The organism is Pseudomonas sp. MS01C9 (assembly GCF_058202755.1).
Genome location: NZ_CM177073.1, coordinates 728,612 through 754,341, shown reverse-complemented (window position 1 = coordinate 754,341; position 25,730 = coordinate 728,612). Strand labels below are relative to the sequence as shown.

The window sequence follows — 25,730 nt, the reverse complement described above, 5'->3', positions numbered from 1 at the left end:
AGCAGTCAGCGAGGGCGTGATGATGAGTTCCAATATTCGGCAGCGCCAGGGAGGGGCAGTGAGTGTACTGATGGTGATCGCCTTGGTGGCGATCTCCATGATGGCGGCATTGGCCCTGGATGGCGGTCACATGCTGCTCAACAAGACCCGCCTGCAGAATGCCGTGGATGCCGCGGCGCTGAGCGGCGCCAAGACCCTCAGCCAGGTCGTGGGCGGCCTGAACATGGCCAGCACGACGCGTGCCGCAGCCCTCGATACCCTGACGAAAAATGCCGATGCCTTGGGTAACGCCGAACTGGCGAGCGCAGTGGCCGGTAACCCGGGGGCATTCGCCGTGGTGGAGTTGGCCAGCAGTGTCTATGGCCCTTTCTCTTACCCGGGGCCGACGGATGCCAAGTATGTACGGGTGTCGGTGTCCAGTTATCAATTGAACGGGTTCTTCTGGAGTTTCGTCCAGACCATGGGCAGCGCCGGTCTCGGCGGCAAGGCCGTGGCGGCGATCGCTACCGCGGGCCCCAGCCCGACTTCGCCCTGTGACCTGGCACCGCTGATGGTCTGCGGCGATCCCAACCAGTACGACCCCTCCGCCGGCAATTTCTGGGGTTACCACTTCGGTGACCTGGAGGTGCTGAAGACGGCGGCGGGCAATACGTCGCCCATCGGTCCCGGCAACTTCCAATTGCTGGATTTCGGCTCCGGCGGCAGTGCGGTCCGGGAAGACCTGGCCGGTGGAGGCTCGGTCTGCCGCAGCGTGGGCGACAACGTCCAGACCGCTCCCGGCAACAAGGCCGGTCCCACCTCCCAGGGCTTGAATACACGCTTCGGCATCTACAACGGCCCCGTCAGTTCGTCCGACTATCCGCCGGACCTGGTGACCTCGTCGAGCAATCCGGCGATGACCTATGACGATGCGCTTGCCCAGGCGAAATACAAGAACCAACCCGTGACCGCGAGCAACGGCGATCTCACGGCGGGTGGCGAGGCGATCCAGGACTATAACGACTGGCGAACCCAGGTCGCCGCCTGTGTGGCCGGCAGCGGCAGTGGCTGTGAAAGCAACGGGGTGTTCGAGCGCCGGATGCTGAAGATCGTGATCGGCAACTGCACCGGCAAGCAGGGCGGCTCCACCTCGATTCCGGTCCTGGGCTTTGGCTGCTACTTCGTCGTGCAACCGGTGGACGGCGGCGGCTCGGACTCCCTGGTCTTCGGCCAGTTCGTGCAGGAGTGCGAAGGGGACGGGGTACCGGGCCCTACGCCATCCACCGATGTCGGCCCGCAGATCATCCAGCTCTACAAGACCTATCTCAACGGCAGCGGCACTCCGAGCACCGACTCGTAGGAGGCTTCATGAGACTTGCCCCGTTCGATCCACCCCAGGCCCAGCGAGGCGTGGCGCTGGTGGAGTTCACCCTGGTGCTGCCGCTGTTGCTGCTGTTGCTGCTGGCCTTCGGCGAATTCGGCCGCATGCTCTTGCAGTACAACGTGCTGCTGCAGGCCAGCCGCGAAGCCGATCGTTTCGTCGCCAGCCAGGCCTGGAACTCCACCTTGGGAGGTGTCGCCCTGACCAGTACATTGCAGACCCAGACCAAGAACGTCGCGGTGTACGGCGTGCCTAACGCGGTCGGCAGCCCTGTGGTGTCGGGTTTGACGACGGCCCATGTGGAAGTCGCCGTCGTGGGCAGCGATCACGTGCGCGTCACCATTACCTACCCCTTCTGCCCGGTGATTGGCGCAGGCAACTGCAGCGGATCGATTCCGGCGTTCTTTGGCAACGCCATGCCGCTGGGCATACCGCTGGTCGCGACAACGGTCATGAGGGTGCTGTGATGAACAGGCAGATAAACATGAAGCACATGCGCGGCACGTACATCGTGGAGTTTTCCTTCGTTGGCCTGCTGGTGTTCATCCTGCTGTTCGGCGTGGTGGAAATGGGCCGGCTGTACTTCGTCGCCAATGCACTGGACGAAGCCGCACGCCGGGGCGCGCGCCTGGCGGCGGTGTGCAACATCAGCGATCCGGTGGTGCTGCGCCGGGCCATCTTCAATGCCGCGACCGATGCCGGGACCAGCCAGCTGATCAGCAGCCTGGCCACCTCGAACCTGGCGCTGACCTATCTGGACGCCAATGGCGCGGTGGTGGCGAACCCCGCCGACACGGTCAGTGCCAGTGGCTTCCGGGCCATCCGCTATGTCCGCCTGAGCGTGCAGAACTACGTTTTCAATCTGTTCATTCCCGGCTTGGGCGTGCCCATTACGTTGCCCCCGTTCCGGGCAACCTTGCCACGCGAAAGCCTTGGGCGTCATTCCGATTCCGGGGAGATCACACCATGCTGAATACCAGGGAAACTCCGCTCTCGTCCGCCACCGGCAAAGCCGGGCTGCGGCTGCTGATCAGCAGTCGCGACGCCACATCCTTGCGCGACCTGCAATGCGTCTGCCAGCGTATGCCGAGCCTGGAGGTGAGCACGCGCCTGGTGAGCAACGGCCATGTCGATCCCCTTTATGGGCTGGACCGCATGCCCGACCTGCTGCTGTTGCGGGTCAGCCATCTGTGGCGCGAGGAATTGGCCGCACTGTTGCAACGTCCGGCCCATGAGCGCCCGCCGATGCTGGTGTGTGGCTTGCTCGGCGACCAGGAAGGCATGCGCCTGGCGATGCAGGCCGGTGCACGGGATGTGTTGCCCGAGCCGTTCGCCGAGACGGAACTGGTGGCAGCCTTGAATCGGTTGGTGGCGGAGGTACGCCTGGGCAATGGCGCCGAGGGCAAGCTGGTGGCCGTTATCAGTGCCAAGGGCGGCTCCGGCGGGACCCTGGTGGCCTGCAATCTGGCCCAACAGCTCAGCATGCGGGCCGGCAACACACTGCTGCTGGACATGGACCTGCAATTCGGCAGCGTGACCCACTACCTCGATGTGGCCCAGTCCCACAGTCATCTGGAGGTGCTGCAGCAGGTCGATGACCTGGACGGTATGGCGTTGCGCGGCTTCTGCAGCCATTTCAGCCCGACCCTTCATGTCCTGGGTGGCCGGGCCGGCGAATTGTGCCTGCCCCAGGATGCCCAGCCCGAACAGCTCGATGCCTTGTTGCAACTGGCCCGTACCAGCTACGACTGGGTGGTGGTGGACCTGCCGCGGCAGATCGACCACCTCACCGGCGCGGTGCTGGAACAGGTGGACCGGGTCTACGTGGTGGTGCAGCAGAGCGTCAGTCACCTGCGCGACGCCTGCGCCCTGGTGCGGATCCTGCGCGAAGACCTGGGCATGCGCGGGGACCAGTTGCAGATCGTGGTCAACCGCTACGACAAAGCCGCCGCCATCAGCCTCAAGGATATCGGCGAGGCCTTGCGCTGCGCGAACCTGTCCAGATTACCCAATGACTTCAACCTGGTCAGCCAGAGTCAGAACACTGGCGTGCCGTTGGGGCTGCATGCGCCGAGGGCGGCTATCACCGTGGCCCTGCGCGATTTGACCGAAGACCTGGTCGGTCACCAGATGGCGGCAGACAAAGGCCTGCTCAAACGTGCCTTCAACCGTTTTTTCGGGGGATGACCCATGATCAGCGATTTCCGCAACCGCTTGCGCAAACAATCCGCCAAGCCCGGTGCCTCGATGGCGGCCCAGAACGGCGACAGCCTGCCGGACCCGACCGATGAACTGATGGCCTGGGAACAGGCTGTCCCGGATGTCATCTATGAAACCCGCAGCCAGGTCTCCCCGGTGGAAGCCGAATGGCGGGAACGGATCTACCAGCAGTTGCTCAAGGTCATGGACCTGTCCTTGCTCGACGCCCTGGAGCAGGCCGAGGCGACGCGGCAGATCCGTGATATCTGCCAGCGCCTGCTGGACGAGCATTCGGCGCCGGTGAGTTCCGCCGGTCGCCAGTTGATCATCAAGCAGATCACCGACGAGGTGCTTGGCCTGGGGCCGCTGGAACCCTTGCTGGCCGACCATAGCGTGTCCGACATCCTGGTCAATGGGCATGCCTCGGTCTATGTCGAGCGCTTCGGCAAGTTGCAACGCACTGACGTTCGCTTCCGTGACGACCAGCACCTGCTCAATATCATCGACCGCATCGTCTCCGGCCTGGGACGGCGTATCGACGAGTCGTCGCCCCTGGTGGACGCCCGGCTCAAGGACGGCTCGCGGGTCAACGCGATCATCCCGCCCCTGGCCATCGACGGTCCGAGCATGTCGATCCGGCGCTTTGCCGTGGACCTGCTCAACACCGACAGCCTGATCCAGGTGGGCAGCATGACCCCGGCCATTGCCCTGTTGCTCAAGGCCATCGTGCGCGGACGCCTGAATGTGCTGATTTCCGGCGGGACCGGCAGCGGCAAGACCACCATGCTCAACGTGCTGTCCAGCTTCATCCCGCATAACGAACGCATTGTCACCATCGAGGACTCGGCCGAACTGCAGCTGCAGCAGCCCCACGTGGTCCGTCTGGAAACCCGGCCTTCGAACATCGAGGGACGCGGCGAGGTGAGCCAGCGCGAACTGGTACGCAACAGCCTGCGGATGCGCCCGGACCGCATCGTCATCGGCGAAGTGCGCGGCGCCGAGGCGCTGGACATGCTGACGGCCATGAACACCGGCCACGATGGCTCCCTGACCACGATCCACGCCAACACCGCCCGCGATGCCCTGGGACGAATCGAGAACATGGTATCGATGACTGGCGCGACTTTTCCTATCAAGGCGATGCGTCAACAAATTGCCTCGGCCATCGATGTGGTGATCCAGCTGGAGCGTCAAGAAGACGGCAAGCGCCGCGTGGTGAGCATGCAGGAGATCAACGGCATGGAAGGAGAAATCATCACCATGACCGAAATCTTCTCTTTCGTGCGCCAGGGTATCGGCGAAAACGGCGAGGTGCTCGGGGAGTATCGACCCAGCGGCATGATCCCGGCCTTTCGCGACGTGCTGGCCAAGCGCGGCATCGAGTTGCCATTGACCATGTTCCGCCCTGAATGGATGGAGGCCCGTTCGTCATGAACAATATCCCTGCTGAGTTCATCCTGATTTTCCTGGGCATGGTGTTCATCGCGGTCTTCCTCTTGTCCCAGGGCGTGGTGGTGCCGGTGTTCGGCGAGGCCGGCAAGATGCGCAAGCGCATTCGCGGACGCTTGCACGTTTTGGAAAAAGCCAATCACCTGCCCAACATGCAGACGGTGTTGCGGCAGAAATACCTGACGCGCCTGTCCCCCCTGGAAGCCAGCCTGGAGCAGTTGCCATTGATGGCCAACCTGACCCAGTTGATCGAGCAGTCCGGTCACGAATATCGCGCCTACCGGGTGATGCTGCTGGGCCTGGCCCTGGGAATGGGAGGCGGGGCCGTGGTCCTGATGATTTCGCAGGTGTGGTGGATGGCCCTGCTGGCGTTGTCGGGATTGTTCTGGTTGCCGGTACTCAAGATCATGCGCGACCGCAGCAAGCGGTTCGCCACGTTCGAGGAAGGCCTGCCGGATGCACTGGACGCCATGTGCCGGGCGTTGCGCGCCGGTCATCCGTTCAACGAAACCCTGCGCCTGGTGGCCGATGAGCACAAGGGCCCGGTCGCCCAGGAGTTCGGCATGACCTTTTCCGACATCAACTACGGTAACGACGTGCGCCGGGCCATGCTGGGCCTGCTGGAGCGCATGCCCAGCATGACCGTGATGATGCTGGTGACCTCGATCCTGATCCACCGCGAGACCGGCGGCAACCTGACCGAAGTGCTGGAACGCCTCAGCCGGCTGATCCGTGGGCGATTCCGGTTTCACCGCAAGATCCGGACCCTCTCGGCGGAAGGACGGATGTCGGCCTGGGTGCTGGTGGCGATCCCCTTCGTGCTGGCGATCGCCATCGTGCTCACCAGCCCCAGCTATATGCCGGTGCTGATCAACGACCCCATCGGCCACAAGCTGATCATCGGTGCGTTCTGCGCCATGTTGATCGGGATTTTCTGGATTCGAAAAATCATTCGGATCCAGGTTTAAGCGCCGTCCTGCCGCGAGGTATCAGTCATGGATTTTTTGCTCGGGTTGTTCAGTCGGTTTACAGGAAGCGAGGAGGTGGCACGGCTGCTGTTCATTGCCGTGATCGGTGTCAGTACGGTACTGGCGGTGGTCGCTGTGCTCTTGCTGCTGCTGGGCCTGCAGGACCCGGTGCAGAGACGCCTGGCCTTGATCAAGCGCGGCTATGGCGGCACGTCGGCGGGACAGCAGGCCCCCGGTAACCTGCAACTGCTGCTGGAGCGGGTAGGCCAGCGCTTTGCCTCGACCGACCAGGCCCAGGCATCCGCCACCCAGACCTTGCTGACCCATGCCGGTTACCGGTCCGCATCGGCGGTGCAGATGTACTGGGCCGTGCGCTTGATGCTGCCGTTGCTGCTGCTCGGTATCGCGTTGGTGTTGCTGCCGCTGATCAAGGTGTCGTTGATTGTCGGGCTGCTGATCGTGACTGTGGTGGCGGGGGTCGGCTGGTTGCTGCCGGCGATCTATGTCGGCAAGCGCAAGCAGGCGCGACAAGGCCGGTTGCGTGCGGCATTTCCGGATGCGTTGGACTTGATGGTGGTGTGTGTCGAATCGGGCCTGGCCCTGCCTACCACCATCGAACGGGTGGCGGAAGAAATGTCGGTCAGCCAGGTCGAGCTGGCCGAAGAGCTGGCCCTGGTCAATGCGCAGATCCGTGCCGGCATCACCAGCACCGAGGCGCTCAGGCAACTGGCCGTGCGCACCGGGCTGGAGGACATCCAGGGCCTGGTCAGCCTGTTGGCGCAGAGCATCCGTTTCGGCACGAGCGTGGCCGATACCCTGCGTATCTATGCCGATGAATTTCGCGACCGGCGGACCCAGGCCGCCGAGGAGATGGGGGCGAAGATCGGCACCAAGCTGATCTTTCCTTTGATCTTCTGCCTCTGGCCAAGCTTCTTCCTGGTCGCCATCGGGCCCGCCATGATTGGCGTGTTCAGGGCCTTCGGCAATATGTAGCCGCGCCTGCGAACGTTGGCTCGCGCTGACGAGAAAGCTTGCTCCCCTCCGGGCCGCCTCGCGGCCCTTGTTGTTTGCGGCGGTTGGGCCCAGGGGCACAACCGCCCTCGCCAGGGTTGTTCCAGCCTATTCTTAAGTCTCGCCTCAGTACCCTGTGACGGGATGCGTGCGCTCTTCGGGTCGCATGGAGGCCTTGGAGTCCACCTTCGTGCTGCATCAGCCGGGGTGGAGTTGTGCCGCTGTCGGGGCGCAGCCCTGCGATGCGCCACAAGGGTGTGTGATTCTGAATGTGACGAGGGCGCGTGCCCCGTTGGGTCGTCTGGCGTCCTACGCGCTGGCCTCGTGATGCATCAGCCAGCTCCGGCAAAGGAATCGAGCCTTGCCAACGGTATAAAAAAGCCCCAGGGCGGTGGGGCCTCGGGGCGATCTGTATTGTTGCCGGATTTCATTTGCTGCTGGTGATCTCTCCACCCGAGTCCTGGTCGAAGTACTCCGGGATCGGATAGTTGAAACTATTGAGCCAGCGCTGCATGGCCAGTTCGCGTTCGGTGGCCGAGGCGGTTTGCAGGTGGGTGGAGGCAACCACTCCGCGAATCTGTAGCTGCATCCAGCTCTCGGTGTCTTGTTGGGCGGCGGAAGAAGGACCGGGCTCGATTGCCCAGGCGGTGGTGCAAAGGCAGGCCATGCACACGATCGACAGTTGTTTGGTTTTCATCTCTTGAACTCCTCGCAATGCTTACTTGACCGTGCCGGATGAGACATCGGCTACCTCGGTCAGACGGTCGGCCTGTGTGATCCCCACCTTGTTGGTCATGCCCCTGATTTTTTCCGCGCGGGCCTGGGCGTCTGCCACCTGGCTGGGACTCAGCCTGGCCATGCTTGCCAGTTCGGCGGCCTGTTTCCAGTTGTCCTGGTAGATCAGCAGCGTCACCATGTTGAGCGCCGCCAGGGAATCCGACTGGCGCAGTTCCATGGCGGTCATGAACTCGAAGCGTGCTTCAGGGATCCGGCGCTGGTTCAGATAGACAACGCCCAGGTCGTTGCGGATCTTTCCTTCGGTGGGAGCCATTTTCACCGCACGTTCGAGGTGTTCGATGGCGGTGGCATTGTCGTTCCTGGCGGCGGCCAGTTGGCCGAGGCCATGTTCGCCATCGGCGGCCAGGCAGGTCCCGAGCAGGCTCTGGTACAACGGCTCCGCTTCGTTACGCCCCATCAGGCGCAGGACCCGGGCCTTGCGCAAGCGGACCTGGACCAGGTCCTCGGGCAGCCCCTCGAGGTTGGCGAGGCTGGCGTACAAGCGACCGTCATTGGCCATGTCGTCGGCCAGGTTCAGGGCCAGCTCCTGGTCGGATCCGGGCTTGACGCAACTGGTCGGGCGAGACGCCACGCCGTTACTGGCACAGCCGGCGAGCACCAGGCTCGCCGTCAACGCGATGATTGCTTTCATTGAATGTCCCCTGGTTACAGGCTCGATCCCTGGACGCCGGCACAGCAGGCGCCGGCTCATTGGGAAAGACCCGTGCGGTTGTCGAACTCGCCGTTTTCGAGAAAGTACATCCGGTAGAAATTAGGGTCGTAGTTGCGCAGCTGTTCGCCCGGCAACGTCGGCAGTTGCGCGTTGGCAGCCAGGGGTTGGACCAGGTGCGGCGTGACGATCATCAACAGTTCCCGTTCTTCGCGGTTGATGGAGTTGTCGCGAAAGAACGCGCCGAGAATCGGAACATCGCCCAATCCCGGAAACTTGTTCACCTGGGAAGCGTTGCGGGTGCTGATCAGGCCGCTGATGACGAAACTTTCGCCGTCGGCCAGGGCAATGCTGGTATCGGTACGGCGCACGGTAAGCGCCGGAACCAGCGTGCCGGCGATGTTCACGGCGTTGGTGAAATCCAGCTCACTGACTTCCGGAGCCACCTTCAAGGCAATGCGGTTTTTCCCGATGACGGTTGGCGTCAGGGTCAGGCGGATACCGAACTCCTTGTATTCGATGGAGACGTTGTCGCTGCCGGCGCTGGGCACCGGGATTGGCACCTCGCCACCGGCCAGGAAGCTCGCGCTCTGGCCACTGAGGGCTACCAGGCTCGGCCGCGCCAGGGTGTAGGCAAAGCCGCTGCCTTCCAGTGCGTTGATCATCAGCAGGGTTTGCCCGGTGGCGAATGACAGGTTGAACATGTCGTTGTTGACCGGCAGCGACGGCCGGACCACGCCACCGATGGTGGGCAAGGTCCGAGGGGAGCCGAACAGGAAGTTGCCACGGCTGCCGAAGATCGAGGTCGAGGCTTCCTTGAGCTTGGTCCGGCTGACCTCGACGAAACGGATATCGGTCTGCACCTGGGCCAGCAGCATCGGATCCTCGGTAGGCACGCTGGCCGCGCTGGTCAACGCCGCGGTGGCCCGGCCTTCGACGAAAATCATGCTTTGGCGGGGCGTTTTCGAGCATTCCGTCCAGACCATCAGACTGGTGGCGCCCGGCGCGATGCCCGTAAGAATGAAAGCGTCGCTGCCACTGGGCTGGACGTCGGCAATTTTCGGGTCGCCCACTGCCAGCTTGGTCACGGGCGCCAGGATACGCAATTCGTCCTGGAGGCCCTGGCCAACCACGAAGGTGGCCGGCAACTTGTCCAGTTGCGCACAGCTGGCAGGTGCGGCCTGCGCCGCATCCAGGCCAAGGCCCATCCAGAACAAGCCATGGATAAGGTGTTTTATAGCGGGCACGGTACGGTAGCTCATAAGATGATCCTCGACAGACTGGCCGTCCATAGGCTTGAACGATGCCTCGGATCATTTATGGGGCCCGGGCAACCCCCTCACTCACCACGCGACTCAATGAGCCGGTACGGAATTCGCCGCTGAACGCCAGCGACGATCACCGGCCCGACTGAACGGCGGGCGGCTTTCGAAAACATCCTCAAGACCCGGAAAGCTCCGGTCGTCGAGCCAATGGCGGATATCCACAGCTCACCCGCAAGGGCGCTCTGCCTGCCATCGTTCTCGCTTCTGTTTGAAGGTAGTCGACCTATGGCAAAGCGCCACGCCTGAAATGAAAAAAACGCCTAAAAAGTGACGGTCGGCGAAATGATGGCAAAACACGTGTCAATAAAATGTCTTTTGCCCTGAGTAGCCCTTGGTCTGCATTCCTTCCAGGAATGCTCCAAGGCCTGGCGCCTGTTTCGGTTTCCCAATAAAAATGTATGGTCAGCCCTTCTCCTGCAACCTCATGGGCTGTTTTCGGTAAAGCTGGCTTGCGCTAATGTATCCGGGCTCGTTGTGAGCGTTGCTGCAACAACGCTCGGCCCTCGATGAGTAGCCGCTCCCGACTGTCCTGAAAAAACCCTCAGCTTCTAAAGCTGATTTTATTGCCAGGTTCTCAGTCGGGCCGTTTGCCGTTTACTGTCATCAGTCAGTGACGTCGCAAAAGCCGGTGGTAACGCTGTGCATTCAAGCGTTCGGATGTGGGTCGTACTGGCCGCCTTTGGCCAGTACCGCCCACACGATTCGCGCCAGTTTGTTTGCTAGCGCACACGCGACGACATTGGAGTGGCGACGCGTCAGTAGCTCTCGAACCCAAGGCCCCAAGGCGTCCTCTCGCTTATCGATATGCTGAATAACGGATCGCGCGCCCTGTACCAGCAATTGGCGGATGTGCTTGTCGCCACGCTTGCTGATCCCCAGAAGCACCGTCTTCCCACCCGTCGAATACTGCCTCGGCACCAGCCCCAGCGAAGCGGCAAAATCGCGTCCACTTCGATAGTTCGACGCATCGCCCACATCCGCCAATACCGCACTGGCGGTGATTGGGCCGATGCCAGGAATACTCTGCAAACGATTTCCGGCATCGTCTTCTTTCAACTGCTGTTTCAGGTCGGACTCGATGTCCTTGATTTCATCATTCAGCTGTTGGATTTGACGATGAAGACGCATCACCACGCTCTTTAGGCGCAATGGAACCGGATGTTGTGGATCGTCCAGCAGCGCTGGCACGCGGTTCAACGCCGTTGCGCCAATGGGCAGGCTGATCCCGAATTCCAGCAAAAAACCATGAATCTGATTGGTCGCGACGGTGCGATGGCCAATCAAGGAATCTCGGACACGATGCAAAGCTGAAAGCGTTTGTTGCTCTGCGGTTTTAATCGAGCAGAAGCGCATCGCGGGGCGGCTCGCCGCCTCGCAAATCGCTTCGGCATCAATGAAGTCGTTTTTGTTGCCTTTGACGAACGGCTTAACGTATTGCGGGGCAATCAGTTTTACCTCGTGGCCCAATGCCTCAACCTGTCGAGCCAGCCAGTGGGCACCGCCACACGACTCCATCACCACCGTGCAGGCCGGCAGTTGGGCCAATGTGCCGAGCAATTGGCTGCGGCTGGTTTTCTTGCGCAAAACCTGATGACCTTTGGCGTCCTGGCCGTGCAGATGGAAACTGTGTTTACCAATGTCGATGCCGAGAAGCGTCATCGTGTTCATGAGAGATCCTCCGCCGAAAACGAGAAAAGCCCTGCAAGCGTAAACCTGCAGGGCTTCTCGGTCAGGCTGACCATCTCATTAGGCCCGCAGGATCAACCGTGCGGGCCTTTGGCGTGACTGGATCGAGATCAGTGCTTGCTGTCCTGGTCCGACATAGCCAGCAATTGTTTTTCCTGGTTCCAGTCGAACGGCTCGTCGTTCTGTTCGGCTTCGAAACGGCGCTCCTCCAGCGCCTGGTACAGGCTGATTTCTTCATCGGGCATGTAGTGCAGGCAGTCACCGCCGAAGTACCACAACAGGTCGCGAGGTACGAGATGGGCGACCTGTGGGTAACGTACGATCACCTGGCACAGCAGATCCTGGCCCAGGTACTGGCTTTCGATCGGGTCGATGGGCAATTGCGCACGCAACTCGTCGAAGCGCTCCAGGAACAAGGCATGGCTTTCTTCGGGAACCTGTTCGGCCTCACCCACGGCGACCAGGATGCTGCGCAAGTGGTCAAGCAGGAGAAGGTGATCGGCAACGACGTTGGACACGAGATAAGTCCTCAAGAGCAAAACGGGCGCGGGAGTATAAAGCCACCGCGCCCGTTTTTACATGGTGGAACCGGTCGGCGGGATCAGCGGACCCTGCCTTCGGCGAGTGTCAGCGCCTCCTTGTCGAAATCATCCACGTCGATGACCTTGCGTCGCGCCGCTTCGGCCTCGCGCAGGGCCTGGGCTTCGCCGGCCTGCAGCACTCCCGCTTCGAGGGCGGCGTCGATGAGGTGTTCCCCCGGGGCCGGGTTGAGCTGGCCTTGCTTGAGTGCCGTATGCAACTTGCGTTGCGTGGGATGCGCAGCGGCCAGCAGGTCGGCGGCGTGCTGCAGGGCGCCCACGGGGTCGTCGACCGATTGTGGGCGATAGCAGCCCTGCAACAACTCCTCGAGGGTCGGATCGCCCTTGGCTCGGCCGATCACCGCGGCCACTTCGGCATCCAGGCGGTCGCTCGGCCCCTTGTGGCGGCGGCCGAAGGGGAATACCACGCAGCGCAGCAGGCCACCCAGCAACCGGTTGGGGAAATTTTCCAGCAGTTCGTCCAGCGCACGCTCCGACTGACCGAGGCTTTCTTCCATGGCCCAGGTGAACAGCGGCGCCATATGGTCCGGTGAATCCAGGTCGTGGTATCGCTTGAGGGCCGCACTGGCCAGGTACAGGTGGCTGAGCACATCGCCCAGGCGTGCCGACAGGCGTTCGCGACGTTTGAGCTCGCCGCCCAGCAACATCATGCTCAGGTCGGCCAGCAGGGCGAATGCCGCTGCCTGTCGGTTGAGCGCTCGGAAATAACCCTGGCTCAAGGTGTCGCCCGGAGCTCTTTCGAAATGCCCCAGCCCCAGGTTCAGCACCAGGGTGCTGGCGGCATTGCTGACGGCGAAGCCGATGTGCTTGAGCAGCAGCCGATCGAATTCCAGCAGCGCCTGGTCCTTGTCCTCGCGAGTGGCCAGGGCCATTTCCTTGAGTACGAAAGGATGGCAGCGGATCGCCCCCTGGCCGAAGATCATCAGGTTGCGCGACAGGATGTTCGCGCCTTCCACGGTGATGAAGATCGGCGCGCCTTGCCAGCTGCGCCCCAGGTAGTTGTTCGGGCCCATGATGATGCCCTTGCCCCCATGCACGTCCATGGCGTGGCTGATGCACTCGCGGCCGCGTTCGGTCAGGTGGTACTTGAGGATCGCCGACAGCACCGAGGGTTTTTCACCCAGGTCCACCGCGTTGGCGGTGAGCATGCGCGCGGCATCCATCAGCCAGGCATTGCCACCGATTCGAGCCATGGCCTCCTGGATGCCTTCGAAGGCCGACAACGGTACGTTGAACTGCTCCCGCACCTGGGCGTACTGGCCGGTTACCAGGCTGGTGAATTTCGCCGCCCCGGTTCCCACCGCCGGCAGGGAGATCGAGCGCCCCACCGACAGGCAGTTCATCAGCATCATCCAGCCCTTGCCGAGCATGGCCTGGCCGCCGATGAGGAAGTCCAGGGGGATGAACACGTCCTTGCCCCAGTTCGGTCCGTTCATGAACGCCGCGCCGAGGGGCAGGTGACGGCGACCGATATTGACCCCGGGTGTATCGGTGGGAATCAGCGCAAGGCTGATGCCCAGGTCTTCTTCGTCGCCCAGCAGGTGGTCGGGGTCGTACGCCTTGAACGCCAGGCCGAGGAGGGTCGCCACCGGGCCGAGGGTGATGTAGCGTTTTTCCCAGTTCAGGCGCAGGCCGAGGGTTTCCTGGCCCTGCCACTCTCCCTTGCAGACGATGCCGGTGTCGGGCATCGCTCCGGCGTCGGAGCCGGCCAGTGGCCCGGTCAGGGCGAAACAGGGGATATCGTCGCCACGTGCCAGCCGTGGCAGGTAATGGTCGCGTTGTTCCTCGGTGCCGTAGTGCAGCAGCAGTTCCGCCGGACCCAGGGAGTTGGGGACCATCACGGTCGACGCCAGGTCGCCGCTGCGGGTCGCCAGTTTCATGGCCACCTGGGAGTGGGCATAGGCGGAGAAACCCTTGCCGCCGTAGGCTTTGGGAATGATCAGCGCGAAGAACCCGTGCTCCTTGATGTGCGCCCAGGCTTCGGGCGGCAGGTCCATGGCCTGGCCGATCTGCCAGTCGCTGACCATGGCGCAGAGTGCTTCGGTGGGCCCGTCGAGGAAGGCCTGTTCTTCTTCGGTCAGTTGCACCTTGAGGTAGGCCAGCAGCGTGTCCCAGTCGGGCCGACCGCTGAACAGCTCGCCGTCCCACCACACCGTGCCGGCGTCGATGGCGTCACGCTCGGTCTCCGACATGGGCGGCAGGGTTTTCTGGAACCACTCGAACATCGGCGCGCTGAAGTATCTGCGGCGCAGGTCCGGCAGCAGCAGGGGGGCCGCGATGGCGGCCAGCACCACCCAGAGGATCGCCATCAGCCAGCCGGGGGCGGGGCTGAAGATGCCCATGGCCAGCAGGTAGACCGCGACGACACCCAGCACGGGTAGCGGGGCGATGCGCCGATGCGCCAGCCAGGCGATCCCGACGACCAGGACCAGTATCCACAACAACAGCATATGTAATCCTCCGTGAACCAAGGCAAGACCGACCCCCAGAGCTTAGACGGCATCGGTCAATCCGGCGGTCAGCGCGATGTGATGGGTTTCGTGGGAAATCTCGCATGCGTTACGCCAGTCTGGTTGGCAACAGCCGTGGGAAATCGTTCGCCGAAAAGGAGAGAAAACGCCATTGTTTGGCCGAAACGCCGTTATCGCTGCATCAGGGCTGTGGATAGACTCAGCGTTTCCCTGATGCCGTAGGCGTTGCGCCGGTGCAGGAGCAAGTTCTGACCCTGCCAGCGGCGTTGCAGTGCGAGAGGTTTCCCCATGCAGCAATACCTGAACCCCGGCCGCTTCATCGACAGCGATCATCCTGCGGTCATCGCGTTCGCCGAAACCCACCGCGGCACCGACCGCGATCCGACGGCGCAGGCGATCAGCCTGTATTACGCCGTGCGCGAAGCAGTGCGCTACAACCCTTATACCTTCAGCCGCGACCCGGCGACTCTGCGTGGCAGTCATGCATTGGCCCTGGGTGAAAGCTATTGCGTGCCCAAGTCAACGTTGCTGGCCGCCTGCGCCCGTCACTGTGCTGTCCCGGCCCGGATCGGCCTGGCGGATGTGCGCAATCACTTGTCCACGCCGCGCCTGCTGGAGCTGCTCAGGAGCGATGTGTTCGCCATGCACGGTTACACCGAGCTGTACCTGAACGACCGCTGGGTCAAGGCCACGCCGGCCTTCAACCAGGGTTTGTGTGAGTTGTTCGACGTCGCGCCCCTGGAGTTCGATGGTCGTCATGACAGCATCTTCCATCCGTTCAATCGCCAGGGTGCCCGGTCGATGGAATACGTCACTGACCACGGTCCTTTCCCCGACGTACCGGAAGGGTTCTTTTTCCAGCACCTGGAAAAATGCTATCCGCACCTGTTCGAGGATCGGCTGGCGCCGGTGCTGGGCGACATGCAGGGCGATTTGAGTCATGGCTGATCCGGCGTATGCTGCTGCGGCACTTATTCATCGAGGATGCCGTGATGCTGAAGATCTGGGGCCGGAAAAACTCATCGAATGTCCGTAAGGCGCTGTGGTGCGCCGAGGAGTTGGGATTGGCCTTCGAGGCCATCGACGCCGGTGGCGCATTCGGCGTGGTGGACACGCCCGAATACCGCGCGAAGAATCCCAATGGCCGGGTTCCGATGCTCGAGGACGATGGTTTCGTGCTCTGGGAGTCCAACACCATCGTGCGTTACCTGATGGCCCGTCACGCATCCGGTTCGGCCTGGTACCCCACCGACCTTCAGGCTCGGGCCCAGGCTGAAAAATGGATGGACTGGACCACTTCCACCTTCGCCGATCCGTTTCGCACCGTGTTCTGGGGCGTCCTGCGCACGCCCGCCGAACAGCAGGACTGGGCTGCCATCAAGTCGGCGATCCAGGTCTGCGACGCGGTGCTGGCAGTGGCGGACCAGGCGCTGGGCGAGCAACCTTTCCTGTCGGGCGATGAAATCGGCATGGGGGACATTCCCCTGGGCAGTTTCATTTATGCCTGGTTCGAGATGCCCATCGAGCGTGCCCCATTGCCTCACCTGCAGGCCTGGTATGCGCGATTGCAGCAGCGTCCGGCTTATCGCAAGGCGGTCATGACCGCGTTGACTTAATACTTACTATCGACACGCTTGACTGTACTTGTGTGGCGCCGCCAAGCACCATGGCACCTCCTGCGCCAGTGGTTGCATTGTTCGCCACTCGCCCTTATCTAGGGTTTGTGCGAAAGGTCGCGCAGGCACTTTTCGTACAAAACCTAATGTTTTCCTCTCCTCTTGGTGCGTAGATCCGTTATGAGTTCCGCTCTGTCCATCCGGCAGCTAACCAAAACCTACGGCAACGGTTTCCAGGCCTTGAGTGGTATCGATCTGGACGTCGCCGAAGGTGATTTCTTCGCCTTGCTCGGCCCCAACGGCGCGGGCAAATCCACCACCATCGGCATCCTGTCCACGCTGGTGAACAAGACCAGCGGCACCGTGAGTGTCTTCGGCCATGACCTGGACCGCGAACCCGCCGCGCTCAAGCGCTCCATCGGCGTGGTCCCCCAGGAATTCAATTTCAACCAGTTCGAAAAGACCTTCGACATCGTCGTGACCCAGGCGGGTTACTACGGCATCCCGCCGAAGATCGCCAACGAGCGCGCCGAGCGCTACCTGACCCAACTGGGGTTGTGGGACAAGCGCGACGTGCCGTCCCGTTCGTTGTCCGGTGGCATGAAGCGGCGATTGATGATTGCCCGGGCCCTGGTGCACGAGCCACGCCTGTTGATCCTCGACGAACCGACCGCGGGCGTGGACATCGAGCTGCGTCGTTCGATGTGGACCTTCCTGACCGAGCTGAACCAGAAAGGCATCACCATCATTCTTACCACCCATTACCTGGAAGAGGCCGAGCAGTTGTGCCGCAACATCGGCATCATTGACCACGGCACCATCGTCGAGAACACCAGCATGCGGCAACTGCTCAGCCAACTGCATGTGGAAACCTTCCTGCTGGACCTCAAGGGCGATCTCGATAGCGCGCCGCAGTTGGTCGGTTATCCGGCCCGGCTGCTGGATCATCGCACCCTGGAAGTGCAGGTGGACAAGTCCGTCGGCATTACCGGACTGTTCACCCAGCTGGCCCTGCAGAACATCGAAGTGCAGAGCCTGCGCAACAAGACCAATCGCCTCGAGGAGCTGTTCGTGTCCCTGGTGGAAAAAAACCTGGCGAAGGTGGCGGTATGAGTTCCGAGTTCCGTCCCAATCTCATTGCCCTCAACACCATCGTTTACCGTGAGGTCCGCCGCTTCATGCGGATCTGGCCACAGACCTTGCTGCCGCCGGCCATCACCATGGTTCTGTACTTCGTGATCTTCGGCAACCTGATCGGTCGGCAGATCGGTGACATGGGTGGCTTCACGTACATGGACTACATCGTGCCCGGGCTGATCATGATGTCGGTGATCACCAACTCCTACGGCAACGTGGTGTCGAGTTTCTTCGGCAGCAAGTTCCAGCGCTCCATCGAAGAACTGATGGTCTCGCCGGTTTCGCCCCATACGATCCTGATCGGCTTTACCCTGGGCGGTGTCTTGCGCGGCCTGGCGGTGGGCTTGATCGTGACCCTGCTGTCGTTGTTCTTCACCGATCTGCAGGTGCACCATCTGGGAGTGACGATACTGGTGGTGGTGCTCACCGCGACGATCTTTTCGCTGCTGGGCTTCATCAATGCCGTGTTCGCGCGCAACTTCGATGACATCTCCATCATTCCCACGTTCGTGCTCACGCCGCTGACTTACCTGGGCGGGGTGTTCTACTCCATCTCGCTGCTGCCACCGTTCTGGCAGACCGTGTCCCTGGCCAACCCGGTGCTGCACATGGTCAACGCCTTCCGCTACGGGATCCTCGGGGTTTCGGACATCAGGATCAGCATCGCGATCACCTTCATGCTGGTGGCGACGGTGGTGCTCTATATCGGTTGCGCCCGGTTGCTGGTGAGCGGACGCGGGATGCGGACATAACGGGCTGCGCATTTACCTTGCACCACTGAAAAGGCCTCCGATCAGGGAGGCCTTTTTGCATTTCACTGCCGTCTTTTCTTGCGCTTTTTCCATTGCCGCGCCACCCACCAGCGCCAGTAGCTCATGGTCACGAAATACGCCAGGACGCCGAGCACCAGGCCAGTCACCACCGAGCCCAGCAGGAACGGTCGCCACAAAGTGGACAGCTGGTCGGTGATCCATGCCCAGGTCAGTTCATCGGGCAGGGTCCGGGCAGGAACGTCCATCAGCCACGCCCCGGTCTGGTAGGTGCAGAAAAACACCGCCGGCATGGTGATGGGATTGGTCAGCCAGACCAGGCTCACCGCAATGGGGATGTTGCCGCGGACCGTGACGGCCAGCGCGGCGGCCAGCAGCATCTGCAGGGGGATGGGGAGAAAGGCGGCGAACAGGCCGACGGCCATTGCCCGGGCCACGGAGTGGCGATTGAGGTGCCAAAGGTTGGGATCGTGCAGCAGGGCGCCGAGAAAGCGTAAGGATTTGTGTTCCCGAATGATCGCTGGGTCTGGCATGTAACGTTTGAATAGGCGCCGGGGCATAAGGCTTCTCGGTCGGTTCAAAGCAATAAAGCCGCAAGTATGTCCGGATTCTAGGAGCGGCAGATTCAGACTTTGTGACAATTGATAACGGCCACGGTGCCGCAGACCGACTATGCCTGAGTGAGGAACTCTCAAGGATGGGGTTATGCGCAGGGGAATGGTCGCGCTTGCACTGGGTCTGTCGGCCCCGGTTTTCTTGTCGGCGCTGCCGTCGCCATGGCTGATGGCGGCCATGCCGGTACTGGCTTTGATGCTGCTACCGTTTCGAGCCTACCCGCTGGGTTTTTTCCTGCTGGGGTTGGCCTGGGCCTGCCTGGGGGCGCAGTGGGCACTGGACGACCGGTTGCCCTTGGCGCTGGACGGCGAGACCCGCTGGGTCGAAGGGCGGGTCGTGGGGTTGCCGCAACAAGGTGATGGCGTGGTGCGCTTCGAGCTGGCCGATGCCCGTTCGCGGCGCACCCGGTTGCCGTCATCGATGCGCCTGGCCTGGTTTGGCGGGCCGCCGGTCAGTAGCGGCGAACGTTGGCGGTTGGCGGTGAAACTCAAGCGGCCCACGGGTCTGCTGAACCCTCATGGTTTCGACTACGACGCCTGGCTGCTGAGCCGGGGGATTGGCGCGACCGGTACGGTCAAGGACGGTCATCGCCTGGCTTCGGCCCAGGGAGCGTGGCGCGATGGGGTCCGCCAGTCGCTGGCACGGGTCGACGTCCAAGGCCGCTCGGGCGCGCTGATCGCCTTGGTCCTGGGCGATGGGGCAGGGTTGAGCCGCGATGAATGGCAGGTGCTGCAAGACACCGGCACGGTTCACTTGCTGGTGATTTCCGGGCAGCACATTGGCCTGCTCGCCGGCCTGATGTACCTGTCAGTGGCCGGGGCGGCGCGTTACGGTTTATGGCCGGCGCACCTGCCATGGCTGCCCTGGGCCTGTTTCCTGGCTTTTGTCGCGGCGTTGGGCTACGGCTTGCTCGCCGGTTTCGAAGTGCCGGTGCGAAGGGCCTGCGCGATGATCGGGCTGGTGTTGCTGTGGCGCCTGCGCTTCCGTCATCCGGACCCGTGGCGGGCGTGGCTGCTGGCGCTGGTCGGGGTGCTGGTGTTCGACCCGCTGGCAAGCCTGAGGCCTGGGTTCTGGCTGTCGTTCGCCGCAGTCGCCATACTGATTTTCATCTTCGGCGGGCGCCTGGGTCCCTGGCGCTGGTGGCAAACCTGGACCCGCCCCCAGTGGCTGGTCGCGGTGGGGCTGTGTCCGCTGCTGCTGATACTGGGTTTGCCGGTCAGCCTCAGCGGGCCGTTGGTGAACCTGGTGGCGGTGCCCTGGATCAGCCTGTTGGTGTTGCCGTCGGCATTGCTCGGAACGGCCTTGCTGCCGGTGCCATACATCGGTGAAGGATTGCTGTGGATCGCCGGTGGGCTGCTCGACCTGCTGTTCCGGGGATTGGCCCTGGTCGGCGCAATATGGCCAGCCTGGGTTCCGGTTGCGCTACCGGTGTGGGCCTGGTGCATTGCAGCGCTTGGCGCTGTCATCATATTGCTGCCGCAAGGCGTGCCGCTGCGCGTGCTGGGCTGGCCGATGCTGTTGCTGTTGGTTTTTCCGCCGCGGGACGAGGTGCCGGCGGGGCACGCCGAGATCTGGCAGCTGGATGTGGGCCAGGGGCTGGCGGTGCTGGTGCGTACCCGACGGCATAACCTTCTATATGACGCTGGGCCGCGTTTCGGCGACGCCGATGCAGGCGAGCGTGTGGTGCTGCCCACCTTGCGCAAACTGGGTGTGGGCAGGTTGGACCTGATGCTGCTCAGCCATGCCGACGCCGATCACGCCGGTGGTGCCAGGGCGGTGCACAACGGCTTGCCCACCGCCCTGGTCATCAGCGGTGATCCGGCCGCCTTACCCGCTGCACTGAAGGCCGATCCTTGCCACAGCGGTACGCAGTGGGAGTGGGACGGCGTCAGGTTTGAGTTGTGGCGATGGGCAGCGGCTCTTGAAAGCAACCAGAAGTCCTGTGTCTTGCTGGTCGAGGCCGGCGGCGAGCGGCTGCTGCTGACCGGCGACATCGATAGCCACGCCGAGCGCGCCTTGCTCGACGGCCCCTTGGCGGTCCCCATCCAGTGGCTGGCGGCGCCTCATCACGGCAGCCGCAGCTCGTCGTCGATGGCACTGCTCTCGCGTCTCACTCCTCATTCGGTCCTGATCTCGAGAGGGCGAGGCAATGCGTTCGGCCACCCTCATCCTCGAGTGATGGCCCGCTATCGACGGTTGGGCATGGCGGTCTACGACAGTGCCGAACACGGTGCCATTCGTCTGCAACTTGGAGCCTTCGCTGCGCCGACGACCCAGGCCGGGCAGCGGCGTTATTGGCGCGACCCGCCGTCCTCCGGGCCATGAATCCGCTTGGCACAGGGGCTGACGCGGGGGGAGGCGGACCTGTCTCCCGAGGCCCGATGCACGGGCTTTTGGCGGGGCGGGCCTGCACGGCCGATTCTGTATGATAAAGTGGCGCACTTTTTCCGAGGGGGCTGTCACTGTGTGGGAATTGGTCAAATCCGGCGGCTGGATGATGTTGCCGATCATTCTGAGTTCCATCGCGGCACTGGGTATCGTTGCCGAACGCCTGTGGACCCTGCGGGCCAGCCGTGTGACCCCGGAGCATCTGCTCGGGCAGGTCTGGGTCTGGATCAAGGACAAGCAACTGAACAAGGACAAGCTCAAGGAGCTGCGGGCCAGTTCACCGTTGGGGGAAATCCTGGCGGCAGGCCTGGCGAACTCCAAGCACGGTCGCGAGATCATGAAGGAGTGCATCGAGGAAGCTGCCGCCCGGGTCATCCATGAGCTGGAGCGCTACATCAATGCCCTGGGCACCATCGCCGCCATGGCTCCTCTTCTGGGGCTGCTGGGTACCGTACTGGGCATGATCGATATTTTCAGCGCCTTTACCGGTTCGGGCATGAGCACCAATGCTTCGGTGCTGGCGGGCGGGATTTCCAAAGCCCTGATCACGACGGCCGCGGGCCTGATGGTGGGTATTCCGTCGGTATTCTTCCATCGATTCCTGCAACGCCGTGTCGATGAGCTGGTGGTGGGCATGGAGCAGGAAGCCATCAAGCTGGTCGAGGTGGTGCAGGGCGACCGAGACGTGGACCTGGCCGGGGGCAAGAAGTGAGATTTCGCCGTAAACCACGGGAGAACATCGAGATCAACCTCGCGTCGCTGATCGACGTGGTGTTCATCCTGCTGCTGTTCTTCGTCGTGACCACGACCTTTACCCGGGAAACCCAGCTCAAGGTCGAACTGCCGCAAGCCGTCAGCGGCTCGCCGGCCGAAGACCAGCAGGTCAAGAACCTGGAAGTCACCATCAACGCGGAGGGGGCCATTTCGGTGAACAACCAATTGCTGCCCAAGAGCGACCTGGCGACACTGATCGAGGTGTTGCAGAAGGAGTCCGGTGGTGACACCAGCCTGCCGTTGTCCATCAGCGCCGACGGCAAGACGCCTCATCAATCGGTCATCACCGCCATGGACGCTGCCGGCAAGCTCGGTTTCAGTCACCTGCGCATGACCACGGTCGAGGCGGCGCCGGCACCCTGATGGCCATGTCCGATCGATTGCTCGCCGCGTGGTACGAAGGTCACCCGGCCTTGTCGCTGTTGCGCCCGCTGGAGTGGCTCTACCGGCGCGTGGTGGTGGGCAAGCGCGAGCGCTTCCTGGCAGGCGAGGGCAACATCTACCAGCCTCCGGTACCGCTGATGGTGGTGGGTAATATCACAGTGGGTGGCACCGGCAAGACACCGATGATCCTGTGGATGATCCAGCATTGCCAGCGCAGCGGCCTGCGTGTTGGCGTGGTCAGCCGTGGCTACGGGGCCAAGCCCCCGCAACTGCCGTGGCGGGTACGGGCCGACCAGCAAGCCGGTGTTGCGGGTGACGAGCCGCTGCTGATCGTCCAGCGCACTGGCGTGCCGTTGATGATCGACCCGGATCGCAGCCGCGCGGTCCGGGCGCTGCTGGCCAGCGAACCGCTGGACCTGATCCTGTCCGACGATGGCCTGCAGCATTACCGGCTGGCCCGGGACCTTGAACTGGTATTGATCGACAACGCCCGTGGCCTGGGCAACCGGCGCTGCTTGCCTGCCGGGCCGCTGCGTGAGCCGGTCGAACGCCTGCAATCGGTCGACGCGGTGCTCTACAACGGCGCCAGCGCCGACCGCGAGGACGGTTTCGCCTTCGAACTGCAGCCCACCGCCCTGGTGAACGTGGCCAGCGGCGAACGACGCTCGCTCGACCATTTTCCGCACGGCCAGGCACTGCATGCCGTGGCCGGGATCGGCAATCCCCAGCGTTTCTTCAAGACCCTCGAAACGCTACACTGGCGTCCTATACCGCACGGGTTTGCCGACCATGCCGAATACAGTGCCCAGGCCTTGAGCTTCACACCGTCGTTGCCGGTGGTCATGACGGAAAAGGACGCGGTCAAGTGCCGTGCCTTTGCCGCTTCCGACTGGTGGTACCTGGCGGTGGACGCCGCGCCGTCACCGGCCTTCGCGGCCTGGTTCGATACGCAGTTGATGCGCCTGTTGCCGGATCGTCTGTTGCCTTAAAAACCTTTATCCAGGGGAATCTCATGGACACCAAACTGCTCGATATCCTGGCCTGCCCGGTCTGCAAGGGGCCGCTCAAGCTCAGCGCCGACAAGACCGAGCTGATCAGCAAGGGCGCCGGCCTTGCGTATCCGATCCGCGACGGTATTCCGGTGATGCTCGAAAGCGAAGCGCGTACCTTGAGCACCGACGAGCGCCTGGACAAATGACAGTTGCCTTTACCGTCGTCATCCCGTCGCGCTTCGCCTCGACGCGCCTGCCCGGCAAACCGTTGCTGACGATCGCCGGCAAGCCCATGATCCAGCACGTCTGGGAACAGGCCTGCAAGAGCAGCGCCCAGCGCGTGGTCGTGGCGACGGACGATGTGCGAATCGTCGAGGCCTGCAACGGTTTCGGCGCCGAAGTGGTCATGACCCGTGAAGACCACAATTCCGGCACCGATCGCCTGGCGGAGGTGGCGCAGAAACTGGGCCTGGAGCCCGACGCCATCGTCGTCAATGTGCAAGGCGACGAGCCGCTGATCCCCTCCAGCGTGATCGACCAGGTGGCGAACAACCTGGCGGCACACCCCCAGGCGCGCATGGCCACCCTGGCCGAGCCGATCGAGGACGTGAAGACGCTGTTCAACCCGAACGTGGTCAAGGTGGTCAGCGACCTTGATGGCCTGGCGCTGACCTTCAGCCGTGCCACGTTGCCCTGGGCCCGGGATGCGTTCGCTCAAGACCGCGACGTCATGCCCGCCGGCGTGCCGTATCGCCGCCATATCGGCATCTATGCCTACCGCGCCGGCTTCCTCCAGGATTTCGTGAGCTGGGGCCCATGCTGGCTGGAAAACACCGAAGCCCTGGAGCAATTGCGCGCCCTCTGGCATGGCGTGCGGATCCACGTCGCCGATGCGCTGATCGCACCGCCGACCGGCGTCGACACTGTCGAAGACCTCGAGCGCGTTCGTCGCCTGCTGGAGGCTTGATGCGGGTTCTGTTCGTTTGCCTCGGCAACATCTGCCGATCCCCCACCGCCGAGGGCATCCTACGGCATAAGCTGCGGGAGGCCGGGTTGGCCGGGCAGGTGGAAGTGACTTCCGCCGGTACCGGGGACTGGCACGTGGGCAAGGCCCCGGACAAGCGCAGCCAGGCTGCCGCCCTGCGACGCGGCTATGACCTGTCGGCCCAGCGTGCCCGGCAGGTCAGCCGGGCCGACTTTGCCGCCTACGATCTGATCCTGGCGATGGACAGCAGCAACCTGCGCAATCTCAAGGCCCTGCAACCGGCCAATGCCAGGGCCGAACTGGACCTGTTCCTGCGCCGCTACGAAGCCGGGCTCGACGATGTACCGGATCCCTACTATGACGGTGAACAAGGCTTCGAGCAGGTGCTTGACCTGATCGAGCACGCCACGGATCGCCTGGTGATCGAACTGAAGGGGCGCTTATGAGCCTGCAAGTACGCAGCGGCGTCAGCCTCAAGCCATTCAACAGCTTCGGGGTGGACGTCACGGCCCGACTGTTCGCCGAAGCCCATTGCGACGAGGATGTTCGCGAGGCGCTGGCGTATGTCGCCGGACATCAGGTGCCATTGTTGGTGATCGGTGGCGGCAGCAATCTGCTGCTGACCGGCGATATCGACGCGCTGGTGCTGCGCATGGCCAGCCAGGGAATCCGCTTGCTCGGTGATGACGGCGAGCGGGTCGTGGTCGAGGCCGAAGCGGGGGAGCCGTGGCACCCTTTCGTCCAGTACACGCTGGCGCAAGGCTGGTCAGGCTTGGAAAACCTCAGCCTGATTCCCGGTACGGTGGGGGCGGCGCCGATGCAGAACATCGGTGCCTATGGCGTCGAGATAAAGGATGTCTTCGCCGGTCTCACTGCCCTGGATCGCCAGACAGGCGAGCTGCGCGATTTCACCCTTGAGCAATGCCAGTTTGCCTACCGCGACAGCCTGTTCAAGCAGCAAGCGGGGCGCTGGTTGATTCTGCGGGTGCGTTTTGCCCTCAGTCGCGCCGCGCACTTGCATCTGGAATACGGCCCGGTTCGCCAGCGGCTGACCGAGCAAGGCGTCGACCGCCCGACGCCCCTCGATGTCAGCCGGGCCATTTGCAGTATCCGCAGTGAAAAGCTTCCAGACCCGGCGGTGCTGGGCAATGCCGGCAGCTTCTTCAAGAACCCGTTGGTACCGGCCGCTCACGTGGCGCGTCTCAAGGCACAATACCCCGACCTGGTGGCTTATCCACAGCCTGAGGGGTACATGAAACTGGCTGCAGGCTGGTTGATCGAGCGAGCCGGCTGGAAGGGCTTTCGCGAAGGCGACGCCGGGGTGCACAAGTTGCAGGCCCTGGTGCTGGTCAACTACGGCGAGGCCACGGGCTCGCAGCTACTGGAACTGGCGTTGCGCATCCAGAAAGACATTGCCGAACGTTTCCAGGTCGAACTGGAAATGGAGCCCAACCGCTACTGAACCCTGCCCGTTGCCGTCATCGCGGATTTTCCGGGGCTGGCGATCCCTGCCGGGCATAGCGCCCCGCGGCGCAATCGCCTGCTTATGGCGAG

26 protein-coding genes are annotated in these 25,730 nt (G+C 62.9%); 19 read left to right on the top strand and 7 right to left on the bottom strand.

What is annotated here, in order from left to right:
* Nucleotides 1–19 precede the first annotated feature (19 nt).
* The 7 genes from AC1M7R_RS03470 to AC1M7R_RS03440 are packed head-to-tail and all read left to right on the top strand — an operon-like array spanning nt 20 to nt 6,969.
* Nucleotides 20–1,339, top strand: coding sequence for a TadE/TadG family type IV pilus assembly protein (locus tag AC1M7R_RS03470; RefSeq protein WP_072393476.1), 1,320 nt, complete (start codon nt 20–22; stop codon nt 1,337–1,339).
* Nucleotides 1,340–1,347: 8 nt separating this feature from the next.
* On the top strand, nt 1,348–1,827 hold the full coding sequence (locus AC1M7R_RS03465) for a TadE/TadG family type IV pilus assembly protein (RefSeq protein WP_072393473.1): 480 nt from the start codon (nt 1,348–1,350) through the stop codon (nt 1,825–1,827).
* 11 nt (nt 1,828–1,838) lie between these two features.
* The gene (locus tag AC1M7R_RS03460) at nt 1,839–2,333 is read left to right on the top strand and encodes a TadE family protein (protein WP_072394120.1); all 495 of its coding nucleotides are present in this window, start codon (nt 1,839–1,841) and stop codon (nt 2,331–2,333) included.
* The gene (locus AC1M7R_RS03455; RefSeq protein WP_072393470.1) at nt 2,327–3,547 is read left to right on the top strand and encodes an AAA family ATPase; all 1,221 of its coding nucleotides are present in this window, start codon (nt 2,327–2,329) and stop codon (nt 3,545–3,547) included. Before AC1M7R_RS03460 ends, AC1M7R_RS03455 begins: the two co-directional genes overlap by 7 nt.
* Before the next feature lie 3 nt (nt 3,548–3,550).
* A complete protein-coding gene (locus AC1M7R_RS03450) occupies nt 3,551–4,993 on the top strand; it encodes a TadA family conjugal transfer-associated ATPase (RefSeq protein WP_072393467.1) in 1,443 nt (480 codons plus the stop codon).
* Nucleotides 4,990–5,976 (top strand): type II secretion system F family protein, encoded by a 987-nt coding sequence (locus tag AC1M7R_RS03445; protein WP_072393464.1) that lies wholly within the window; start codon nt 4,990–4,992, stop codon nt 5,974–5,976. The genes AC1M7R_RS03450 and AC1M7R_RS03445 overlap by 4 nt, the downstream gene beginning before the upstream one ends.
* A 27-nt stretch (nt 5,977–6,003) precedes the next feature.
* Nucleotides 6,004–6,969 carry a type II secretion system F family protein gene (locus AC1M7R_RS03440; RefSeq protein ID WP_072393461.1) on the top strand — a complete coding sequence of 322 codons (966 nt, stop codon included), beginning with the start codon at nt 6,004–6,006 and terminating at the stop codon, nt 6,967–6,969.
* Nucleotides 6,970–7,414: 445 nt separating this feature from the next.
* Here AC1M7R_RS03440 and AC1M7R_RS03435 read toward each other — a convergent pair whose 3' ends face one another.
* The 6 genes from AC1M7R_RS03435 to AC1M7R_RS03410 all read right to left on the bottom strand — a co-directional run bounded on the left by AC1M7R_RS03435 (nt 7,415) and on the right by AC1M7R_RS03410 (nt 14,494).
* Nucleotides 7,415–7,684 carry a DUF3613 domain-containing protein gene (locus AC1M7R_RS03435; RefSeq protein WP_490610244.1) on the bottom strand — a complete coding sequence of 90 codons (270 nt, stop codon included), beginning with the start codon at nt 7,682–7,684 and terminating at the stop codon, nt 7,415–7,417.
* Between the two features lie 21 nt (nt 7,685–7,705).
* Nucleotides 7,706–8,416: a tetratricopeptide repeat protein gene (locus AC1M7R_RS03430; RefSeq protein WP_072393455.1), complete on the bottom strand. Its 711-nt coding sequence runs from the start codon at nt 8,414–8,416 to the stop codon at nt 7,706–7,708.
* A 56-nt stretch (nt 8,417–8,472) separates the two neighbouring features.
* Complete coding sequence (locus AC1M7R_RS03425) at nt 8,473–9,696, bottom strand: type II and III secretion system protein family protein (RefSeq protein WP_072393452.1); 1,224 nt, start codon at nt 9,694–9,696, stop codon at nt 8,473–8,475.
* Between the two features lie 708 nt (nt 9,697–10,404).
* Nucleotides 10,405–11,427, bottom strand: a complete 1,023-nt coding sequence (locus AC1M7R_RS03420; RefSeq protein ID WP_165887294.1) for an IS110 family RNA-guided transposase — start codon at nt 11,425–11,427, stop codon at nt 10,405–10,407.
* A 128-nt stretch (nt 11,428–11,555) separates the two neighbouring features.
* A complete protein-coding gene (locus tag AC1M7R_RS03415) occupies nt 11,556–11,963 on the bottom strand; it encodes a PA2817 family protein (RefSeq protein ID WP_072393448.1) in 408 nt (135 codons plus the stop codon).
* Between the two features lie 83 nt (nt 11,964–12,046).
* Nucleotides 12,047–14,494 carry an acyl-CoA dehydrogenase gene (locus AC1M7R_RS03410; protein ID WP_490610243.1) on the bottom strand — a complete coding sequence of 816 codons (2,448 nt, stop codon included), beginning with the start codon at nt 14,492–14,494 and terminating at the stop codon, nt 12,047–12,049.
* A 309-nt stretch (nt 14,495–14,803) separates the two neighbouring features.
* Here AC1M7R_RS03410 and AC1M7R_RS03405 point away from each other — a divergent pair, with 309 nt between their 5' ends.
* The 4 genes from AC1M7R_RS03405 (at nt 14,804) to AC1M7R_RS03390 (ending at nt 18,020) form a co-directional block, all read left to right on the top strand.
* Nucleotides 14,804–15,463 carry a transglutaminase-like domain-containing protein gene (locus tag AC1M7R_RS03405; RefSeq protein WP_490610242.1) on the top strand — a complete coding sequence of 220 codons (660 nt, stop codon included), beginning with the start codon at nt 14,804–14,806 and terminating at the stop codon, nt 15,461–15,463.
* Between the two features lie 44 nt (nt 15,464–15,507).
* Nucleotides 15,508–16,131, top strand: a complete 624-nt coding sequence (locus AC1M7R_RS03400) for a glutathione S-transferase family protein (protein ID WP_072394117.1) — start codon at nt 15,508–15,510, stop codon at nt 16,129–16,131.
* A gap of 180 nt (nt 16,132–16,311) precedes the next feature.
* The gene (locus AC1M7R_RS03395) at nt 16,312–17,244 is read left to right on the top strand and encodes an ABC transporter ATP-binding protein (protein ID WP_072431800.1); all 933 of its coding nucleotides are present in this window, start codon (nt 16,312–16,314) and stop codon (nt 17,242–17,244) included.
* Nucleotides 17,241–18,020 carry an ABC transporter permease gene (locus tag AC1M7R_RS03390; RefSeq protein WP_053150099.1) on the top strand — a complete coding sequence of 260 codons (780 nt, stop codon included), beginning with the start codon at nt 17,241–17,243 and terminating at the stop codon, nt 18,018–18,020. The genes AC1M7R_RS03395 and AC1M7R_RS03390 overlap by 4 nt, the downstream gene beginning before the upstream one ends.
* A 62-nt stretch (nt 18,021–18,082) precedes the next feature.
* Here the strand turns inward: AC1M7R_RS03390 and AC1M7R_RS03385 are convergent, their stop codons facing one another.
* A complete protein-coding gene (locus AC1M7R_RS03385) occupies nt 18,083–18,598 on the bottom strand; it encodes a DUF2062 domain-containing protein (RefSeq protein ID WP_072393434.1) in 516 nt (171 codons plus the stop codon).
* A 145-nt stretch (nt 18,599–18,743) separates the two neighbouring features.
* Between AC1M7R_RS03385 and AC1M7R_RS03380 the strand changes: the two genes are divergently transcribed.
* The 8 genes from AC1M7R_RS03380 to murB all read left to right on the top strand — a co-directional run bounded on the left by AC1M7R_RS03380 (nt 18,744) and on the right by murB (nt 25,638).
* Nucleotides 18,744–20,978 (top strand): DNA internalization-related competence protein ComEC/Rec2, encoded by a 2,235-nt coding sequence (locus AC1M7R_RS03380; RefSeq protein ID WP_490610241.1) that lies wholly within the window; start codon nt 18,744–18,746, stop codon nt 20,976–20,978.
* A 139-nt stretch (nt 20,979–21,117) separates the two neighbouring features.
* A complete protein-coding gene (locus tag AC1M7R_RS03375; RefSeq protein WP_165887346.1) occupies nt 21,118–21,753 on the top strand; it encodes a MotA/TolQ/ExbB proton channel family protein in 636 nt (211 codons plus the stop codon).
* Complete coding sequence (locus AC1M7R_RS03370) at nt 21,750–22,178, top strand: ExbD/TolR family protein (protein WP_072393427.1); 429 nt, start codon at nt 21,750–21,752, stop codon at nt 22,176–22,178. The genes AC1M7R_RS03375 and AC1M7R_RS03370 overlap by 4 nt, the downstream gene beginning before the upstream one ends.
* A complete protein-coding gene (lpxK, locus tag AC1M7R_RS03365; protein WP_490610240.1) occupies nt 22,178–23,188 on the top strand; it encodes a tetraacyldisaccharide 4'-kinase in 1,011 nt (336 codons plus the stop codon). The genes AC1M7R_RS03370 and lpxK overlap by 1 nt, the downstream gene beginning before the upstream one ends.
* A gap of 23 nt (nt 23,189–23,211) precedes the next feature.
* Entirely contained in the window at nt 23,212–23,397 is a 186-nt protein-coding gene (locus tag AC1M7R_RS03360; protein WP_042728811.1) for a Trm112 family protein, read from the top strand.
* Nucleotides 23,394–24,158, top strand: a complete 765-nt coding sequence (kdsB, locus tag AC1M7R_RS03355; RefSeq protein ID WP_072431802.1) for a 3-deoxy-manno-octulosonate cytidylyltransferase — start codon at nt 23,394–23,396, stop codon at nt 24,156–24,158. The genes AC1M7R_RS03360 and kdsB overlap by 4 nt, the downstream gene beginning before the upstream one ends.
* Nucleotides 24,158–24,622: a low molecular weight protein-tyrosine-phosphatase gene (locus AC1M7R_RS03350; RefSeq protein WP_092180306.1), complete on the top strand. Its 465-nt coding sequence runs from the start codon at nt 24,158–24,160 to the stop codon at nt 24,620–24,622. The genes kdsB and AC1M7R_RS03350 overlap by 1 nt, the downstream gene beginning before the upstream one ends.
* Nucleotides 24,619–25,638: a UDP-N-acetylmuramate dehydrogenase gene (gene murB, locus AC1M7R_RS03345; RefSeq protein WP_072393415.1), complete on the top strand. Its 1,020-nt coding sequence runs from the start codon at nt 24,619–24,621 to the stop codon at nt 25,636–25,638. Before AC1M7R_RS03350 ends, murB begins: the two co-directional genes overlap by 4 nt.
* Nucleotides 25,639–25,730 lie beyond the last annotated feature (92 nt).

Bases quoted from the DNA above. Each gene is read 5' to 3' on its own strand.
- AC1M7R_RS03470 (WP_072393476.1), top strand. From the start codon at position 20: ATGATGAGTTCCAATATTCGGCAGCGCCAGGGAGGGGCAGTGAGTGTA.
- AC1M7R_RS03465 (WP_072393473.1), top strand. From the start codon at position 1,348: ATGAGACTTGCCCCGTTCGATCCACCCCAGGCCCAGCGAGGCGTGGCG.
- AC1M7R_RS03455 (WP_072393470.1), top strand. From the start codon at position 2,327: ATGCTGAATACCAGGGAAACTCCGCTCTCGTCCGCCACCGGCAAAGCC.
- AC1M7R_RS03450 (WP_072393467.1), top strand. From the start codon at position 3,551: ATGATCAGCGATTTCCGCAACCGCTTGCGCAAACAATCCGCCAAGCCC.
- AC1M7R_RS03445 (WP_072393464.1), top strand. From the start codon at position 4,990: ATGAACAATATCCCTGCTGAGTTCATCCTGATTTTCCTGGGCATGGTG.
- AC1M7R_RS03440 (WP_072393461.1), top strand. From the start codon at position 6,004: ATGGATTTTTTGCTCGGGTTGTTCAGTCGGTTTACAGGAAGCGAGGAG.
- AC1M7R_RS03435 (WP_490610244.1), bottom strand. From the start codon at position 7,684: ATGAAAACCAAACAACTGTCGATCGTGTGCATGGCCTGCCTTTGCACC.
- AC1M7R_RS03430 (WP_072393455.1), bottom strand. From the start codon at position 8,416: ATGAAAGCAATCATCGCGTTGACGGCGAGCCTGGTGCTCGCCGGCTGT.
- AC1M7R_RS03425 (WP_072393452.1), bottom strand. From the start codon at position 9,696: ATGAGCTACCGTACCGTGCCCGCTATAAAACACCTTATCCATGGCTTG.
- AC1M7R_RS03420 (WP_165887294.1), bottom strand. From the start codon at position 11,427: ATGAACACGATGACGCTTCTCGGCATCGACATTGGTAAACACAGTTTC.
- AC1M7R_RS03410 (WP_490610243.1), bottom strand. From the start codon at position 14,494: ATGCTGTTGTTGTGGATACTGGTCCTGGTCGTCGGGATCGCCTGGCTG.
- AC1M7R_RS03405 (WP_490610242.1), top strand. From the start codon at position 14,804: ATGCAGCAATACCTGAACCCCGGCCGCTTCATCGACAGCGATCATCCT.
- AC1M7R_RS03400 (WP_072394117.1), top strand. From the start codon at position 15,508: ATGCTGAAGATCTGGGGCCGGAAAAACTCATCGAATGTCCGTAAGGCG.
- AC1M7R_RS03395 (WP_072431800.1), top strand. From the start codon at position 16,312: ATGAGTTCCGCTCTGTCCATCCGGCAGCTAACCAAAACCTACGGCAAC.
- AC1M7R_RS03390 (WP_053150099.1), top strand. From the start codon at position 17,241: ATGAGTTCCGAGTTCCGTCCCAATCTCATTGCCCTCAACACCATCGTT.
- AC1M7R_RS03385 (WP_072393434.1), bottom strand. From the start codon at position 18,598: ATGCCCCGGCGCCTATTCAAACGTTACATGCCAGACCCAGCGATCATT.
- AC1M7R_RS03380 (WP_490610241.1), top strand. From the start codon at position 18,744: ATGCGCAGGGGAATGGTCGCGCTTGCACTGGGTCTGTCGGCCCCGGTT.
- lpxK (WP_490610240.1), top strand. From the start codon at position 22,178: ATGGCCATGTCCGATCGATTGCTCGCCGCGTGGTACGAAGGTCACCCG.
- AC1M7R_RS03360 (WP_042728811.1), top strand. From the start codon at position 23,212: ATGGACACCAAACTGCTCGATATCCTGGCCTGCCCGGTCTGCAAGGGG.
- kdsB (WP_072431802.1), top strand. From the start codon at position 23,394: ATGACAGTTGCCTTTACCGTCGTCATCCCGTCGCGCTTCGCCTCGACG.
- AC1M7R_RS03350 (WP_092180306.1), top strand. From the start codon at position 24,158: ATGCGGGTTCTGTTCGTTTGCCTCGGCAACATCTGCCGATCCCCCACC.
- murB (WP_072393415.1), top strand. From the start codon at position 24,619: ATGAGCCTGCAAGTACGCAGCGGCGTCAGCCTCAAGCCATTCAACAGC.